Here is a 14,518-nt window from a genome sequence, read left to right on the forward strand (position 1 = left end):
GTTTATGCATGAAACATTATCATAAGGAGTAAAAATGGCACTTAATTCACTCAACCTGAACCATTATCAGGGATTGATATTCGATATGGATGGCACACTTGTTGATTCTGAAGTTGCAGTACGACAGGCTGTCGCGCCTTGGTGTGAGAAACATCATGTCAATTTGGAAATGGTATTAACAACGGGCCGAGGTGCACGTTTCAAAGACTTTATAGAACAATTTACTCCGCATTTAGATAGCCTGCATGAAGTCGAGCCGTTGGAACAAGCTGAAGCCAACCTTGCCCATACCGTAGCAGCCATTCCTGGAGCTAAATCGTTTTTAAGCGAAATAAAAGCACAGCAACGCAAATGGGCCATTGCGACTTCTGCAAATCGCCACAATGCAATTGCACGACTCACCACGGCAGGTTTACCTATTCCTAAAATATTAATTACCGCAGATGATGTTGGGCAAGGTAAGCCTCACCCTGAGCCATTTTTATTGGCGGCCAAACGATTGGGAGTGGCAGCCTCTAAATGTCTTGCATTTGAAGACTCAGATCAAGGGGTAAGATCCGCACTTAGCGCAGGCTGTGACGTAGTCGTGGTTAACCGTTTTTGCACAATTCACCACGACCATATTGTTGCCCGTATCAATCACTATCAGGATATCTACTTATCAGAGGAAGTAAGCGAATGAAAACATGGCTGACAGGCTTTTATCAAACGAAAGATACCTACTGGGATTTCGCCGGTGTATTCTTCGGCGGTATCGGTTTTATCGCATTATTCGGCCAGCTACTCAGCGAACTTGAGCGCCAAGGCCCAACCAACTTGTCCTTTACGTTTTTAATCGGGTATGTGTTGGTGTTTAGTTTTTGGCTGATGTATGGGCTGAGATTTCAGCGAATGGCAATCATTGTTACCAATGTACTTTGCCTACTTTTACAGATCTTAATTTTACTAACTGCAATTTTGCGTTGAGTAGTTGGCAAAGGAGAGAACCTTTCAATAAAAAGAGGGGGTGGGTGAGTGCCTACCCAAGAAATCACCGATAAAATGTTTAAAAATGGTGAATAAGAAATATAGGATACATTTTGATATCAGCGACGGAGGGCTAGATTACCTTATTACCTCACAAAGCTAGCTTATTAATACTTGTATTGACTAAACTATTCTTTTGGCAAGTTTTACGTGACTATTTAAAAATTCGAGGATCAAACCCAAACTCAAGTTTCTCATGGTTTTTAAAACTTGCTTTCATTGCAGGGTGATTCGGGTTAACAACATAGTTTTTATCTCTTGGTGAAATGGTTGATGGAACCTGTAGGGCAGCGTATTGAGGCTTTACTGCATTTAGAAACTCATCACCAATTTCCTGTGTTTCTTCACCTGCAGGAATGCTTCTCCAAGTTTTAGGTAAATCCTCTTCGTCAAGCTTTACAATAAATTCATCAGGCACCTCTATACAGTATAGATCGTATTGATCTACTATCTTTGGATCATTATTTACATGCACAAATACTTCTAGAGAGCACAGCGACTCTGATTCAGCGAAATACAAAGCTTCTGTTCCCTTAGAGTTCCATCTACCGCCATATAGCTTCGCACCTTCGGGACTAAAAGGCGTGTCCGCAAACTTTTTTTGAGTTAAACGGTAAAGCTTCATTATGAGAAAACCCCGTGTTTAATTCTTCCTATAAGGTCCTTTACAATCTCAAAGTCCACCGTAGTTGACACCATATCGAGCGGTCTCTTGCCACTCAATCCATAGACATTTTCACGAATCCATTCTAATGCTCTTTTCTCATCATTGAATAACTCGGTAGCTAACTTGATTAACATAGCCAACCTATAAATCGCGTCGCTTTCTTGGGTGCTAAAGCGTTCTTCATTTTTAAGTCGGCGCTTGATTGTGCTAACAGGTATATGAGTTACGGTGTGAAATTCATTTTGAGAAAGCTTTGTCATTTCTATAATATTGCGATACACCTTTGGCTTGAACCCCTGATGTACCGCTTCTGTCCGCGCTATATTTGCGTCTTCAATTCCAAGACTAATCCAAAAGTTTGTTTTGCTACTACGCTTGGGCTTGAAGCTTTTTAATTGGGCTGTAGCCATCCTACCTCTCTCATTTTTTCGGCTCATATGACCTAATAATATTGGCTCAAATGAGCTGCATATGCAAACGATAAATTACACCGAACTGTATTAAGTAATCCAAAGTGATGTATGAAATATCGTACTGATAGCTTATATGGTGCGAGCAAAGAGCATAATTGCTATGAGTTAAAAATAGGCATAGGCGACGTTGTTTGGTTCATTCTCTATGTAGGTTCAAAAGAATGGACGAGAAGTGGATAAATAAAACAGAGGTAGACTATTTATTGCTAGACTTCCGATATAAGAAGAAAAGTCCTGAATGATATGTCTGTAATAACTGAGCAAAAGCTAGCATGTAAGATCAGACACCACGAACCCTCACCAAATACAACCCAAGCCACACACTTCAATCCAACCACAGTTTGGGAGGTATTCGCTCCGATGCAATGGCAAATTGCTCAACCCAGTCGATTAATCCTTCAATCGCCATTGGTTTGGCATAAAAGTACCCTTGTACATACTGACAACCAAGGTCTTTTAAGCAATCTAGTTGTCCTTGTTGTTCTACGCCTTCAGCTATCACTTTGAGCGATAAACTCTCCGCCATCGACAAAATCGCGTTGACCAAAACGGCCGCATCTTGGTTTTGATCTATATCTTGAATAAAACCTCGGTCGATCTTTAATATATTGATGGGGAAGCGTTTAAGATAGCTAAGAGAAGAGTAGCCAGTGCCAAAATCGTCGATTGCTAAGTTGACTCCCGTTGCCCGTAGGCTTTGAAGCCAAGCAGTTACGGCTTTATCATCTTCAAGTAAGATGCTTTCTGTGATTTCAAGCGTTAGGTTCTCTGGAAGAAAGCCTGATTGCTGCATGATTTGCTTAATGGTAGTGGCGTTAAAGCCAAGTCGATATTGCTGACTCGAGACATTTACCGTCAAATAACAATTCATGCCAAGTGCTTTATTTAATCTGCGAATATCATTACATGCCTTAGCAAGTAACCACTCACCAAGAGGAGCAATAAGACCGCTTTCTTCAGCGACAGGAATAAATTCAGCAGGAGAAATATACTGGCCGAAATCTGTTGGCCAGCGCATGAGCGCCTCGACACCATATAATTTACCCGACACCGTATCGACAATAGGTTGGTAATGTACGGTTAAGCGCTGATGTTCAAGCGCAGCTCGGAGCAGCTGCTCCAGCTCAACTCGCCGATTCACCTGTTGCTGCATTTCTTGCGCAAAAAAGTGATACTGATTGCGTCCCGCTTCTTTTGCTTTATACATGGCTAAATCGGCAAGTCGTAATAACTCTTTTTGATCTTTTGCATCACTTGGTAAAATCGCGATCCCGATGCTTGCCCCGGTAAATACCTCAAAGCCGTTGATCACAAATGGTTCACTCAGTGCTTTGACAATTTTATCGGCTACTTGAGCAGCATGATCCGGATGCGCAATTTGGCTCAATAACAATACAAATTCATCTCCCCCAAAGCGGCTCAAGGTATCGCTTTTACGCAGCAGGCCGTTTAAGCGCTTAGCTACGGAGATAAGTAAGGCATCTCCGGCCTCGTGACCCATGGTGTCATTGACACGCTTAAACCTATCTAAATCAATAAATAACACTGCACTTTGATGATGAGTACGGCTCATGCGTTTAATATCTTGCTCAATGCGCTCAAGTAATAGCGTTCTATTCGGCAGTCCGGTCAACACATCGTAATAGGCTTGATATTCAATCTGCTCTTCTTGCGCTTTGCGCTCGGTCATATCAGACAATATAGCAACGTATTGCTGCACCAGCCCTTTGTCATCATGCACGACACTGATTGCTAGCCACTCTGGATATAAAGTACCGTCTTTACGCTTGTTCCAGATCTCACTTGCCCACTGTCCGTGCGAGTTGAGGGTGCTCCACATCTGCTCATAAAAATGTTTGTCATGCTTACCTGAACTTAAAATATTAGGTCGTTGACCGAGCACTTCATGTTCTTCGTATCCAGTAATTTTGGTGAAAGCTGGATTGACCGCGGTGATCTCAAGTTTTGCGTTGGTGGTCATGATCCCTTCTTGCGTTGCATTAAATACCGCCGCTGCGGTTTTAAGCTGTGCACTTGCGCTTTTTTGTGCAGTGATATCTTCTTTGATCGCAATAAAGTTAATGATTTCCCCTTGCTGGTTTTTAATCGGGGAAATAGACGCGTACTCCCAATAGTAATCTCCAGACTTACGGCGATTGTAAAACTCACCACGCCAGACTTTGCCTTGTTTGATGGTTTGCCACAGCGTTTTGTAGTCGGTAAATCCTTGTTTGGAGCCTAGTACTTTGGGTGTTTGTCCTTTCACATCCTCAAGTGAATACCCAGTAACTTGTTCAAACTTAGGGTTAACGTATTCAATGCGAGCACGAGGATCGGTGATCACAATAGAAGAGGGGCTTTGCTCAATGGCATGGCCCCACTTGCGAAGCTCTTCTTCCGCTTGTTTAAAAAGGGAAACATTAACACTCACAAACACTTGGCCATTGTTGTGTGTATTCGTTTGTTTTACCTGTAACCAAGCGCCAGATTCGGTTTGATGCAAATTGGCGTCGGAGTTAAAAATTTCTCCAAACTGCTGCTGCCACTCTTCTAACTTGCGTGGCATTTTTTCGCTATCGGCAATTGCAAAATGATTACGCCAAGCACTGTTACAGAGCAGCAAATTGCCACTGCGACTAAAAAGAGCAAAGCCTTCGGTTAAACGCGCAACAGCATCAGACAAAGTTTGGCTGGTGCTCAGAATTTTATTTTTGGCCACATAAAGCCGATTTGCAAACACAATCAAGAGCAAAAATAGCACAATGGTCAGCAGTAAAAGCAATTCACTTTGATGCTTGGTTTTTTCTATGGTTTCACTGTGATACTGGCTATATGCCGCGTAAAGGGCTGAAAAAGCTTGATCACTCGGCAAAGACAAAAAGCGTTGTTTTGCCTTTTTTAATTCTGCACTGTTAGCAAGCGCGACGTTAAAATGCTGATAGATAAGCTGCTCTAAGCCACTTTCAGAGTTGATGGTCATTAAAGGCTCTGCGACAAATTCATAGAGCTGACCCAACATTAAATTAGCAAGCATTCTATTGGCGTGGGTTGCCAGTTCGGGCTCACTCTGCTCCAGCTCGATTAGCAACTCGGGGAGATAAAGCAGGCTGTTTTTAATATTTGCTGCCGCTGTTTTAATGGATTCGACTTGCAATACTTTATTGCTGAGTAGCTGACGATAGGCATCAAATTGCTGTCGAATGTCGGGCGTGGCTTCTGCAAATAATGCATCTCGCTGTGGTGTATTCAAAGCGTCGATTGCATGTGCTAATCGCGCTAACTCATCATATTGATTGAGCTGTGCACTAAGCATTTGTAACACCGCGGCATCCAGTTTGGCATCAATACTCTTGGCTTCAAAGAGCAGGGTAACTCGTGCTTGGTGTGTTTGACTGCTGAGCTTTTGTTGCGAGTAAAAATACGCAAACAGCGCAATTGGCGCGCACAGCAGTAACGCTTGCACACCAATGAAGGCCTTATTCTTCATTCGTGGTTTTCCAAATCCATTTCGTGGTGATGTCCTGCTAGGCTGTCAATAAAGGCAACTAGCTTGTTTATATCGGAGTCTGAGATATTGCGACCAAGTTGGTATTTGGCCATGGTCGCAACGGCGGATTCTAGGCTGCTATGACTAGCATCGTGAAAAAAGTATGCTTGTTTGCTAGCAAGTCGCAAGCTCGGTACTTTGAACACAAAGCGATCTTGCTCATTGCCAGTGACGTTCAAACGGCCATAATCCGCTTTTTGAATTGGTGTATTTCTATCGCCAAAATAATCACCAAAGGTGCCCATTTTGGCAAACATATTGCTACCAACATTGCGCCCTTGATGACAGCTAATGCAACCATACCGTTTAAATAACTCATAACCGGCAATAGCCGACTTAGGTAATCCTATGCTGTTATCCTTAAGCCATAAATCAAACGGTGCATTAAGCGTGATTAACGACCCTTCAAAAGTCGCTATTGCGTCTTTTACCGTGTGTTTCGTTACGCCCTGCGAGTACACTTTAGTAAATTGCGCGACCAGCGTTTTATCTTGATTTAACTTGGCAACGACTTCTGGCCAAGTCATATCATGCTCTTTTGGGTTTAAGATGGGTGAGTCGATTTGATCATAAAGCGATTGCGCACGGCCATCCCACGCTTGACGAATATTTAAAGCCGCATTGTAAACAGTTGGAGTTTTTAGCTCACCGAGTGCGCCATTAACGCCACTGGAAAGGGGCTTTACATCCGCGCCATGACTGGGTAATTGGTGACATGACGCACAGCTGACTTGGTTTCCTCGGGAAAGCCGCTTATCAAAAAAAAGTGATCTGCCCAAGCTGACTTTATCGGCATCAAGCCCTATTGCAGGCTCAAGTGGCAGAATTGGCTCATTTGCAGCTCCCAATAATGGAAACGCAAAAAGTAATAAACTCCAAATTCGCATACACTCCGCCCAAGTTGCCATCTTGGTGTAAAAGATAGCAACATTCGGCATTGCAAATTTTGATTTAAAATAAGCTTAGCAATAGAAGTTATGTGTTTTTATTCACTCACCCCGCACGGCTAGACTTGTCACTTCACTCAGCCAGTTATCAATTACCTCAGGCGTTGCTAAGTGCACAGGGCCAAATAGCGTATGTTGAGTTGGCTCTATACCACAAAATCCTAGTGTCCCATGTTCTAGCTGAGCCATAAGCCCAGCGGCAACTTCTTGCAAATAAGTTTGCGGCGTGTCTGAGGTGAGAATGACTCTTGCGGTTTTATGCGGTAGAAGCTTTTCAATTTCAGTGCCGGCCTCACTGTATTTAAAAGCAAAGCCTGGAAGTAATGCTCTATCTATCAGCCCTTTGAGCTTGGCTGGTAACGCCAACCACCAAATTGGGCTTACTATCACAATGTGCTGCGCCCACAGTAAGTTCTCTTGGAATTGCTTAAGGCATGGCTCTAATGGTTGGCTCGCTTCATAACCATACATCAAATTGATTTCAAAGTGCATCTCACTAAGATCCATTCTGCGTACTTGATGTTGGGTGCTTGCAGCTTGCTCATAACTTGTGGTGATAGCGTGGCACAGGCCTTTGGTTTTGGGGTTACCGTTTAGTAGCAGTATTTTTTTCATCGTCGTTTCCTTATCACATGACTGAGAAACGAGTGTACTGTCTCCCCTTAACGGGAGAGTCAAGTTACTCTACCTGAGACTAGGATAACCTGAGCTGCGGATAATTAATGCCTTTCTAGCAGCCAGTTTTAGCGCTAACTGCGTTAAATTCACTTCCAATAGCCAGCTATTGGTGCGTAAATTCGCCTTGTTTTCCCTAAATCTTGCTGGCTAGACAAGGAAAAAACTAAGTTGTGCTTTAGCAACAATGAGTTGGAACATTCCTTATCCAAACCTCAGGTTAGGATAGTTTTATCTGTGGACATTCATCAAGTGATGCGATGCAATGTTCAATACGTTGTATTTTTTGCTGAAGCTGCGCAACTTGCTCTATGCAGGATGCTTTGAGTTCGACTAAAAATGTGTTGATTTCGACCCAGTTGACTTGCCGCCCTTTAATTTCAATCACTTGCTGTAATTGCTTAATCGACACACCGAGCGATTTTGCTTCTTTTATTAATAACAGCAGATCGACATCCACCTGCGAATAGACGCGATATTTACCAACACGCTCCGGGGTAGGAATAAGCCCTTTCTCTTCATAAAAGCGAATGGCCTTGACTGACAGCCCAGTTTGCTTCGACAGCTTGCCAATATACATTTTTGATTCTCCCAGCTAAAAGCAAAATAACGGTTTACAGCCTCCATAAAAGTTGCAACCATCTAATACCAATTGCACGCTAACAAAAAGTATCGTCAAGGAATAGCAAAAGATGTATCAGTTGCTTTACTACCCTCGTAATGCCAGTTGGGCACCACATCTCGTACTTGAGCACCTACAACTAGAAAAAGAACTGCTCTTGGTCGATAGAAAAACGCAACAACAAAAGTCTGCGACCTATTTAGAACTCAATCCTACAGGACGGATCCCGACATTGGTCGACGGTGACCAAATCATCTTCGAGAGTGCAGCAATTTGTTTGCATTTATGCGAAAAGCACCCTGAAGGAAAACTTATCCCAGCGCCAGAAACCCCACAGAGAGCCACGTTTTATCAGTGGCTTTTTTATTTAACCACGACGGTTCAGCCAGAACTCATGTTGTATTTCTATCCTGAAAAATATCAGCTGTCACCAGAGAGCAGCAAGACCATGTCTCAAGCCGCTGAGCAACGAGTCAGCGACATGTTTGCACTTATCGACAAGCAGTTAGCAACAAACACCTACTTAGTTGGTGAACATCTCACGCTTTGTGATTATTATTTATTTATGCTGGCCCATTGGGCAAGTGGGTTTAATACTGCGCCAAAAGACTATGCACATTTGGGCCGATTTATGCGAATGATGGCACAGCAAAAAGTGGTAAAAAGAGTGTGCGAAATTGAACAAACCGATCTAAATTTTTATTAGCATCCATTACACCAAGGAGGAAAAAATGGAAACCTTAGTGAAAAACTATATCTCTGCCTACAATCATTTTGATATTCCGGGAATGCTAGCTCAGCTCACGGATGATGTCGTGTTTGAGAATCTTGCCAATGGTGAAATTACAACGCGTACAACCAGTAAAATGGAATTTGCAGAATTAGCAAATCAGTCTGCTAAGTTATTTTCAGAACGCAATCAATCTTTAACCGCCGCCACGCAAGACAATGATCTGTTTATTGTTCATGTGACCTACAAAGCTAAATTAGCCCAAGACTTAGCCAATGGCATGAAAGCAGGACAAAGCATCTCCTTGCAAGGCCGCTCAGAGTTTGCGTTCCGCGATGGCAAAATTTGTTTAATAAGAGATATAAGCTAACTCCTTACTCCAAACTCAGGTTATTTAACCTGAGGTTTGGATAAGGAATGAGCTAATTCATTGTTTTAAACTCACCTTAAATAACTTTCTTATCTAGCCAGAGAGTTTTAGGGATAACTAGGCGAATTTACGCACTAATAGCAGGCTATTGGAAGTGAATTCAACACAGTTAGCACTAAAACTGGCTGCTAGAAAGGCATTAATTATCCAAACTCAGGTTTTTAATTTGGCAAAATCAGCGCGCTTTTCTATGCTGGTTTTGCACTTTCATCATTAATTCATTTCGACCTAAGCACTATCTTGAGATCAGCCTAGGACGAATTGAAATAAAACGGAGAACAACAATGGGACTATTAAGTGGTCTGCTCGGTAATGCAAGCGAAGTAGACAGTAGCGAAGTAGATAAGTTATTAGCAGATACATTAATTGCTGGAGAAGAAGTTGCACAAGCTTACAAGGTGATCCGCGACTTGTTTATTTTTACCAACAAGCGTCTAATTTTAATCGACAAGCAAGGCATGACGGGCAGCAAAGTAGAAATGCTCAGCATTCCGTATAGCAAAATCACAAAATACAGCAAAGAATCTGCGGGTCACTTCGACCTTGATGCGGAATTAAAAATCTGGATTGGCTCAGACCCAACGCCAATTAGTAAAGAATTTAAAGCGGGCGACAATATCAACCAAGTATATCAGATCATTTCACAATATTGTTTATAGCCGCGCTTGCTGTAAAAAGGCACATGCGTGTTGTGCCTTTCTTTTCAGTAAGTAAATTAAGTTGGTTTTCGCTCTGCACGCAGGCAAAAAACCGCAGAAAAGAGCAAGGAAACAAATACTTGATTCCAAAAGTTAGAGACAAAGGGATCAGCTACAAACTGAGATGCAATATGCCAAATACTGAGGTTTAGCAGAAAACCAAGTACAAACCCATAGCCTTTGTATTGTGCGATCAATAGCCCTAGCTCTTGCCTAAAACGCTGATATTGAGCTAATTTGCTCATTTTGATACTCCAGTTATTGATTCGCAACCGTAAGCTCTACCACTTCTTTCTTGGCCGATATTCGATTTATCAAAAGCACATCGTTGTCGTTAATGTCGGTGAGATAGTCGACACTGGTAGGCACTTCGCCGAGTATGGTAAACGACGTTTTGTCTAAATCATAGGACCAAAGTTGATTGTCTTCATTGACGCCATATATCCCATTGCCGCGCATTACAAAAGATTTTCCTCTGCCGCCTTGATTGTTTAGTGCACTGATCCGCTGAGGTTCAACAGCGCCTATTTGCCAAAACTGATCAAGTCTATCCTTATACACAACTTTACCGTGTTCACTTTCAAGTGCCCACAGCACAGGTTGCTGCGTCAATATTTGAAACGATTGTTGAGCAAAATCATAAGCAGCTAACTTCATTTCTCCCTTTACCCGAATCTGTGTTAGTGCACGTTGTGTTGCACTTTTCCATTGATATAAGCGTAAAACAGGGTAGGCGTGCGGGTAAGATGTCAAGCTACCATCTAAAGCAATTTGTGTCAGTACACCACTGGCACTGACCAATATGCTTTGGCCATCCTCAGCCCAGTGGATCCCGCGAATAAAAGTATCTAACGGGAAGTTAGTCAGTTGTCGCGTGTTATTGCCATCGCTTAGCCACACCTGTTCAGTACCTGAGCGTTCCGACCAAAATGCCACTAAGTCTCCATCAGGCTGAAAAACAGCCTGATCTTCACCAAGGTTGGTTCGTGCAAAGCTGGTGTATGTTTGAGCGCCTTGTGCTAACTGTGTCAGTGGTAATTTTACGATATCACCGTCGTAAGGTCCTTTGATCATCAGTATACTTTTGCCATCAGGGCGAAATTCAGGCTGCCTCATTCGATCCGAAAACGGCAATTGAATTTTACTCACAAGCCCGTCATAAGTCAGACTAAATAGCTGACGTCCGGTACTAAAAATCAATTGCTGATTGAGTGGGTCAAAACTTGGGTAGATATCGTGAAATTTAGTAATTTCCGGCGGCCGCTGGATCTGATGACTAGAGAGCAACTCACCGTCAGGTTTTAGCATATCGATATAATGTAGGCCATCGGCATGAATACTACTGACCGCGATTAAATCATCTTGAGGAGAATAGGCGTAATCAATCAACGTCCCCTCTTCTACGATATAAAGATCGACACCGCTGTCGTCGTCAATGGAGTAATTAATCAGCTTCCAGCGCTCGCCTTGTTTTTGCTTCAATACCACATTGCCATCATTCAGCCAGATAGGCTTATCAACCACCGAGTTTTTACACTGGAGAATAACTTTTGGCTGCTGAGGGCTTTCCAATGCCTTAGTAAAATCGAGAGTTACAAGGTCGTAGCAGCGCTTTTGTGTAACTGGTTCGCCACTACAAGCGTCGGTGGCCAAAAACAGCAACTGCTCACCATCTTTTGAGAAACTATGCCTGCCGTATGCTCCAAAGCGCTCTGTGAGTAGGATCTCTTGCTGGGTATCCGCCTTTTTAGCCCATATCTTATTATCGCAAAACTTATCTAAATAGCGATGAAAAACAATGTACTGGCCATCTGGGGAATAGCTTGCATCAAATTCTTTGTCGTCAGTTGCGGTCAATGAGCGCAAAGTATCAAAGAACAGTGGTGAAGGTTTTTTGGTGGAAAAATATTGATAGCCAATAGCCCCAAGCAAAATAGTGAAGGCGAGTAAAACAAACACATAAAGGTGTTTATTCCGACTTTGAGTGAGGTGTTTATCTTGTTGCACTTCAGGTTCAAGAACTGGCGTCACCTCGAGTTGCGGCTCAGCATTCGTCAGCTCGCTCGTTTGCCCTCCCCAACGTACTTCACATTCTAAGCTATACCCTTTTTTAGCATGCGTTTGGATGTAAGCTTGCACCTTACCATCATCCCCAAGCGCCTTTCTCAATTGCGCAATACTACGCTGCAAAGTATTAGGAGAGACCACGGTATCTGGCCATACTGTATCAAGCAAAGTATCAAGACTCATCACTTTGCCTTGATTCTGAGCCAAGCAAGTGAGCACCGCCAGAGCCTTTGGTGCAAGCGTTTGACATTCACCTTGGTGTGAAATCTGGTTACGTGATAAATCGACAAAAAAATCACCAACCCAATATTGTTCTACCATAAATCCCCAGTATGCCTAGCGCACGCGCTAACAATGCCAATTATTATAATTATCAGTATAAGGACAAACAGGGTAAAAATAAACAAAATCAAAAACTTAAGATTTAGCGACCTGTAAGCTTAAGGACAGTTAATAAACGTCTATTTCTCACATATGCGGGAGCTTTGTCTACCTCCATACCTGCGTTCGCTTTGGTAAAATACTACCAAAGCGAACAAACCTTAGCGGCTGCTTGCTTTTTATCCAGCTTCATACCAAAATCAATGTAACCAATATTAGTTACTTACTTAAATGTAACCAAATTAAGTTACCTTTATGATATCAATACCTCAAGGTGCGGTGATCACAGCAGACATTGTCGGCTCACAGTCGCTGTCACAACTACAACTTACAAGGCTGCAAAGCGAGTTAAAGGATTACTTAGCTGAAATAGCGACTGCGGAGCAGGGCTATTATAGTTTTTACCGCGGCGACGGCTTTCAGCTTGTGTTGCCAGATGCTACGAAACTGTTCAATGTGGCATTACAGCTACGGTTGTTTTTAATTAGCCGACATAGCGATGCCAGACTCAGCCTTGCGGTCGGTGAAGTTAATATCACAGCAGCAGATTTATCAACCGCGACAGGTGCTGCGCTGGTACTTGCGGGCCGAGGATTGGACGCAATTGGACAAGCAAGACTCAGGTATAACAATGACAGTAATGCCCACTTTGCACTAAATCTGGCATTTGTGGATTTATTACTTTCGAACTTAACCCAAAAACAAGCAGAGGCCGCTTTTATTCATATTTCACACCCTAAGTTGAGCCATGCCGATATTGCAAAACAACTCAACACCAGTCGGGTGAACGTAACTAAATTACTCAATAGCGCACACTACGCTTTATTAGATCAATTTTTAGCAATTGCACGCTCACACCAATAGTCGAATGCTCAACACTTAAATATCACGAGGTGGACTTAATGAACGAATGGCAAGTATTGTTATTGTGGTTAGTAATAGGCCACACAATCACTGACTTTTACCTCCAACCTATGATCTGGGTGCATGACAGAAATACCCGTCACTATAAGTCCATCAAGTTGTTGTGGCATAGTGTCGCGCATGGCGGGGCTGCACTTGCAATCATCCTACTTTGGCAGTCGACTTTGTTTTGGGGAGCACAGTGGAATGCGCTGCTCTTTGCGCTAGCGGTAGGTATTAGCCACTATTGTATCGACTTAGCTAAATCCTATTCTAGCAAAGGTGTTATTCCTTTTGTGCTAGACCAATGTGCACATATTGCCATATTAGTGGCCGTCACTTGGCACATTGCTGAGCCTGAAATTGCGCTCAGTGCCTTTGCAAAGCCTTTTGCTAATGTCCAGCTGCTAATATTGGTTGTGGGCTATTTAATGGTATTGCATCCTGCATCGATATTCACCAGCATGCTGCTTGAGCGTTGGCAACTCAATAATTCAGCTCTTGATAGCCTGCCGCAAGCAGGAAGTTTAATTGGTCAACTTGAACGTGTATTACTACTGAGCTGCATGTTACTGGATAGCTGGGCTGCTATCGGCTTTATTCTCGCCGCTAAATCGGTATTTCGCTTTGGCGATCTAACCCAAAGCCAAGACAGAAAGCTCACCGAATACGTGATGTTGGGCACGCTTGTCAGTGTGTTGCTGGCCCTCGTGGTCGGCGTCTTAATCAAACCATTTATGCCCATTCAATTGTAATTTAATCAATTCCACGCCTTGACATTTAACCTAGGGCCTGTTTATCTTTCAAGTTTGTTTTTGCAGCAGTTTGATTGGTATTTATACAAGGCAGAGCCTGCGTAGCGTAGTTATTCTATGTGAGTCAGGCGATAAAGACTTTGTGCTCCTGCAAAGTCACCTTACCCCACATCCTTGTGGGGCAACACAGTAGAAATGCCAATCAAGCGCTGCCCTTTGGGTTCACCTGAGTGCGCTTTGTTCATTGTTGCTCAACTTTTGCCTAGATTACTAGGCGGCAAGTCGAGCGTCGCGACCAAAACACACTCAGGAGAACAAAAGTCAAACAGCAAAGGTCAACAGGCCCTCGTGCCTGCAAAATAAACGTAGGCACGATCTATCGCTAATTATTTGCCTCTATTCGTTTTATTTCCTCATTAGGAGCTGCCATCACAATGAATAACTAAGCCCTTTGTAACTGACGAACTTATTATTAATTTCCAGTGCAAGGCTTATGGTTATCTTTGAGGCTTCTCAGACCAATCTATAGACTCTCATTTTCTATTTTACTGTTTATGGCTTTTACGAGTCTTTGTGCCTTTAGCCTTTTGCACTGCT

At 42.9% G+C, this 14,518-nt stretch carries 15 protein-coding genes; 7 read left to right on the forward strand and 8 right to left on the reverse strand.

Annotation, left to right across the window (positions count from 1 at the left end):
• Positions 1-34 precede the first annotated feature (34 nt).
• The gene (locus L1271_RS05240; protein WP_235367107.1) at positions 35-682 is read left to right on the forward strand and encodes an HAD-IA family hydrolase; all 648 of its coding nucleotides are present in this window, start codon (positions 35-37) and stop codon (positions 680-682) included.
• A complete protein-coding gene (locus L1271_RS05245) occupies positions 679-966 on the forward strand; it encodes a hypothetical protein (RefSeq protein WP_019647463.1) in 288 nt (95 codons plus the stop codon). The genes L1271_RS05240 and L1271_RS05245 overlap by 4 nt, the downstream gene beginning before the upstream one ends.
• A 214-nt stretch (positions 967-1,180) precedes the next feature.
• Here L1271_RS05245 and L1271_RS05250 read toward each other — a convergent pair whose 3' ends face one another.
• The 6 genes from L1271_RS05250 to L1271_RS05275 all read right to left on the reverse strand — a co-directional run bounded on the left by L1271_RS05250 (position 1,181) and on the right by L1271_RS05275 (position 7,915).
• Complete coding sequence (locus L1271_RS05250) at positions 1,181-1,651, reverse strand: RES family NAD+ phosphorylase (protein WP_235367116.1); 471 nt, start codon at positions 1,649-1,651, stop codon at positions 1,181-1,183.
• Positions 1,651-2,103 (reverse strand): type II RES/Xre toxin-antitoxin system antitoxin, encoded by a 453-nt coding sequence (parS, locus tag L1271_RS05255; RefSeq protein WP_010376128.1) that lies wholly within the window; start codon positions 2,101-2,103, stop codon positions 1,651-1,653. Before parS ends, L1271_RS05250 begins: the two co-directional genes overlap by 1 nt.
• 388 nt (positions 2,104-2,491) lie before the next feature.
• Complete coding sequence (locus L1271_RS05260; RefSeq protein ID WP_235367118.1) at positions 2,492-5,653, reverse strand: EAL domain-containing protein; 3,162 nt, start codon at positions 5,651-5,653, stop codon at positions 2,492-2,494.
• Positions 5,650-6,600 carry a cytochrome-c peroxidase gene (locus tag L1271_RS05265; RefSeq protein WP_235367121.1) on the reverse strand — a complete coding sequence of 317 codons (951 nt, stop codon included), beginning with the start codon at positions 6,598-6,600 and terminating at the stop codon, positions 5,650-5,652. The genes L1271_RS05260 and L1271_RS05265 overlap by 4 nt, the downstream gene beginning before the upstream one ends.
• Positions 6,601-6,702: 102 nt before the next feature.
• Complete coding sequence (locus tag L1271_RS05270; RefSeq protein ID WP_102058167.1) at positions 6,703-7,275, reverse strand: NAD(P)H-dependent oxidoreductase; 573 nt, start codon at positions 7,273-7,275, stop codon at positions 6,703-6,705.
• 280 nt (positions 7,276-7,555) lie between these two features.
• Positions 7,556-7,915 carry a MerR family transcriptional regulator gene (locus L1271_RS05275; protein WP_102058166.1) on the reverse strand — a complete coding sequence of 120 codons (360 nt, stop codon included), beginning with the start codon at positions 7,913-7,915 and terminating at the stop codon, positions 7,556-7,558.
• A gap of 112 nt (positions 7,916-8,027) precedes the next feature.
• On the opposite strand from L1271_RS05275, the gene L1271_RS05280 reads away from it, so the two are divergent.
• From L1271_RS05280 to L1271_RS05290, 3 genes are all read left to right on the forward strand, one after another.
• Entirely contained in the window at positions 8,028-8,663 is a 636-nt protein-coding gene (locus L1271_RS05280; RefSeq protein WP_235367128.1) for a glutathione S-transferase family protein, read from the forward strand.
• Between the two features lie 25 nt (positions 8,664-8,688).
• Positions 8,689-9,057 carry a nuclear transport factor 2 family protein gene (locus L1271_RS05285; protein WP_010605566.1) on the forward strand — a complete coding sequence of 123 codons (369 nt, stop codon included), beginning with the start codon at positions 8,689-8,691 and terminating at the stop codon, positions 9,055-9,057.
• Between the two features lie 344 nt (positions 9,058-9,401).
• Entirely contained in the window at positions 9,402-9,776 is a 375-nt protein-coding gene (locus L1271_RS05290) for a PH domain-containing protein (RefSeq protein WP_010605565.1), read from the forward strand.
• Positions 9,777-9,832: 56 nt separating this feature from the next.
• Here L1271_RS05290 and L1271_RS05295 read toward each other — a convergent pair whose 3' ends face one another.
• Together L1271_RS05295 and L1271_RS05300 are read right to left on the reverse strand one after the other, a co-directional pair.
• Positions 9,833-10,060: a hypothetical protein gene (locus L1271_RS05295; protein ID WP_235367130.1), complete on the reverse strand. Its 228-nt coding sequence runs from the start codon at positions 10,058-10,060 to the stop codon at positions 9,833-9,835.
• A gap of 13 nt (positions 10,061-10,073) precedes the next feature.
• Complete coding sequence (locus L1271_RS05300) at positions 10,074-12,203, reverse strand: winged helix-turn-helix domain-containing protein (RefSeq protein WP_235367132.1); 2,130 nt, start codon at positions 12,201-12,203, stop codon at positions 10,074-10,076.
• 315 nt (positions 12,204-12,518) lie between these two features.
• On the opposite strand from L1271_RS05300, the gene L1271_RS05305 reads away from it, so the two are divergent.
• Positions 12,519-13,127, forward strand: a complete 609-nt coding sequence (locus L1271_RS05305; protein WP_235367134.1) for a hypothetical protein — start codon at positions 12,519-12,521, stop codon at positions 13,125-13,127.
• 38 nt (positions 13,128-13,165) lie between these two features.
• The gene (locus tag L1271_RS05310; protein WP_235367141.1) at positions 13,166-13,921 is read left to right on the forward strand and encodes a DUF3307 domain-containing protein; all 756 of its coding nucleotides are present in this window, start codon (positions 13,166-13,168) and stop codon (positions 13,919-13,921) included.
• Positions 13,922-14,518 lie beyond the last annotated feature (597 nt).

Origin of the sequence: Pseudoalteromonas sp. OF5H-5 (genome assembly GCF_021530695.1) — a bacterium.
Lineage (GTDB): Bacteria > Pseudomonadota > Gammaproteobacteria > Enterobacterales > Alteromonadaceae > Pseudoalteromonas.

Bases quoted from the DNA above. Each gene is read 5' to 3' on its own strand.
- L1271_RS05240 (WP_235367107.1), top strand. From the start codon at position 35: ATGGCACTTAATTCACTCAACCTGAACCATTATCAGGGATTGATATTC.
- L1271_RS05245 (WP_019647463.1), top strand. From the start codon at position 679: ATGAAAACATGGCTGACAGGCTTTTATCAAACGAAAGATACCTACTGG.
- L1271_RS05250 (WP_235367116.1), bottom strand. From the start codon at position 1,651: ATGAAGCTTTACCGTTTAACTCAAAAAAAGTTTGCGGACACGCCTTTT.
- parS (WP_010376128.1), bottom strand. From the start codon at position 2,103: ATGGCTACAGCCCAATTAAAAAGCTTCAAGCCCAAGCGTAGTAGCAAA.
- L1271_RS05260 (WP_235367118.1), bottom strand. From the start codon at position 5,653: ATGAAGAATAAGGCCTTCATTGGTGTGCAAGCGTTACTGCTGTGCGCG.
- L1271_RS05265 (WP_235367121.1), bottom strand. From the start codon at position 6,600: ATGCGAATTTGGAGTTTATTACTTTTTGCGTTTCCATTATTGGGAGCT.
- L1271_RS05270 (WP_102058167.1), bottom strand. From the start codon at position 7,275: ATGAAAAAAATACTGCTACTAAACGGTAACCCCAAAACCAAAGGCCTG.
- L1271_RS05275 (WP_102058166.1), bottom strand. From the start codon at position 7,915: ATGTATATTGGCAAGCTGTCGAAGCAAACTGGGCTGTCAGTCAAGGCC.
- L1271_RS05280 (WP_235367128.1), top strand. From the start codon at position 8,028: ATGTATCAGTTGCTTTACTACCCTCGTAATGCCAGTTGGGCACCACAT.
- L1271_RS05285 (WP_010605566.1), top strand. From the start codon at position 8,689: ATGGAAACCTTAGTGAAAAACTATATCTCTGCCTACAATCATTTTGAT.
- L1271_RS05290 (WP_010605565.1), top strand. From the start codon at position 9,402: ATGGGACTATTAAGTGGTCTGCTCGGTAATGCAAGCGAAGTAGACAGT.
- L1271_RS05295 (WP_235367130.1), bottom strand. From the start codon at position 10,060: ATGAGCAAATTAGCTCAATATCAGCGTTTTAGGCAAGAGCTAGGGCTA.
- L1271_RS05300 (WP_235367132.1), bottom strand. From the start codon at position 12,203: ATGGTAGAACAATATTGGGTTGGTGATTTTTTTGTCGATTTATCACGT.
- L1271_RS05305 (WP_235367134.1), top strand. From the start codon at position 12,519: ATGATATCAATACCTCAAGGTGCGGTGATCACAGCAGACATTGTCGGC.
- L1271_RS05310 (WP_235367141.1), top strand. From the start codon at position 13,166: ATGAACGAATGGCAAGTATTGTTATTGTGGTTAGTAATAGGCCACACA.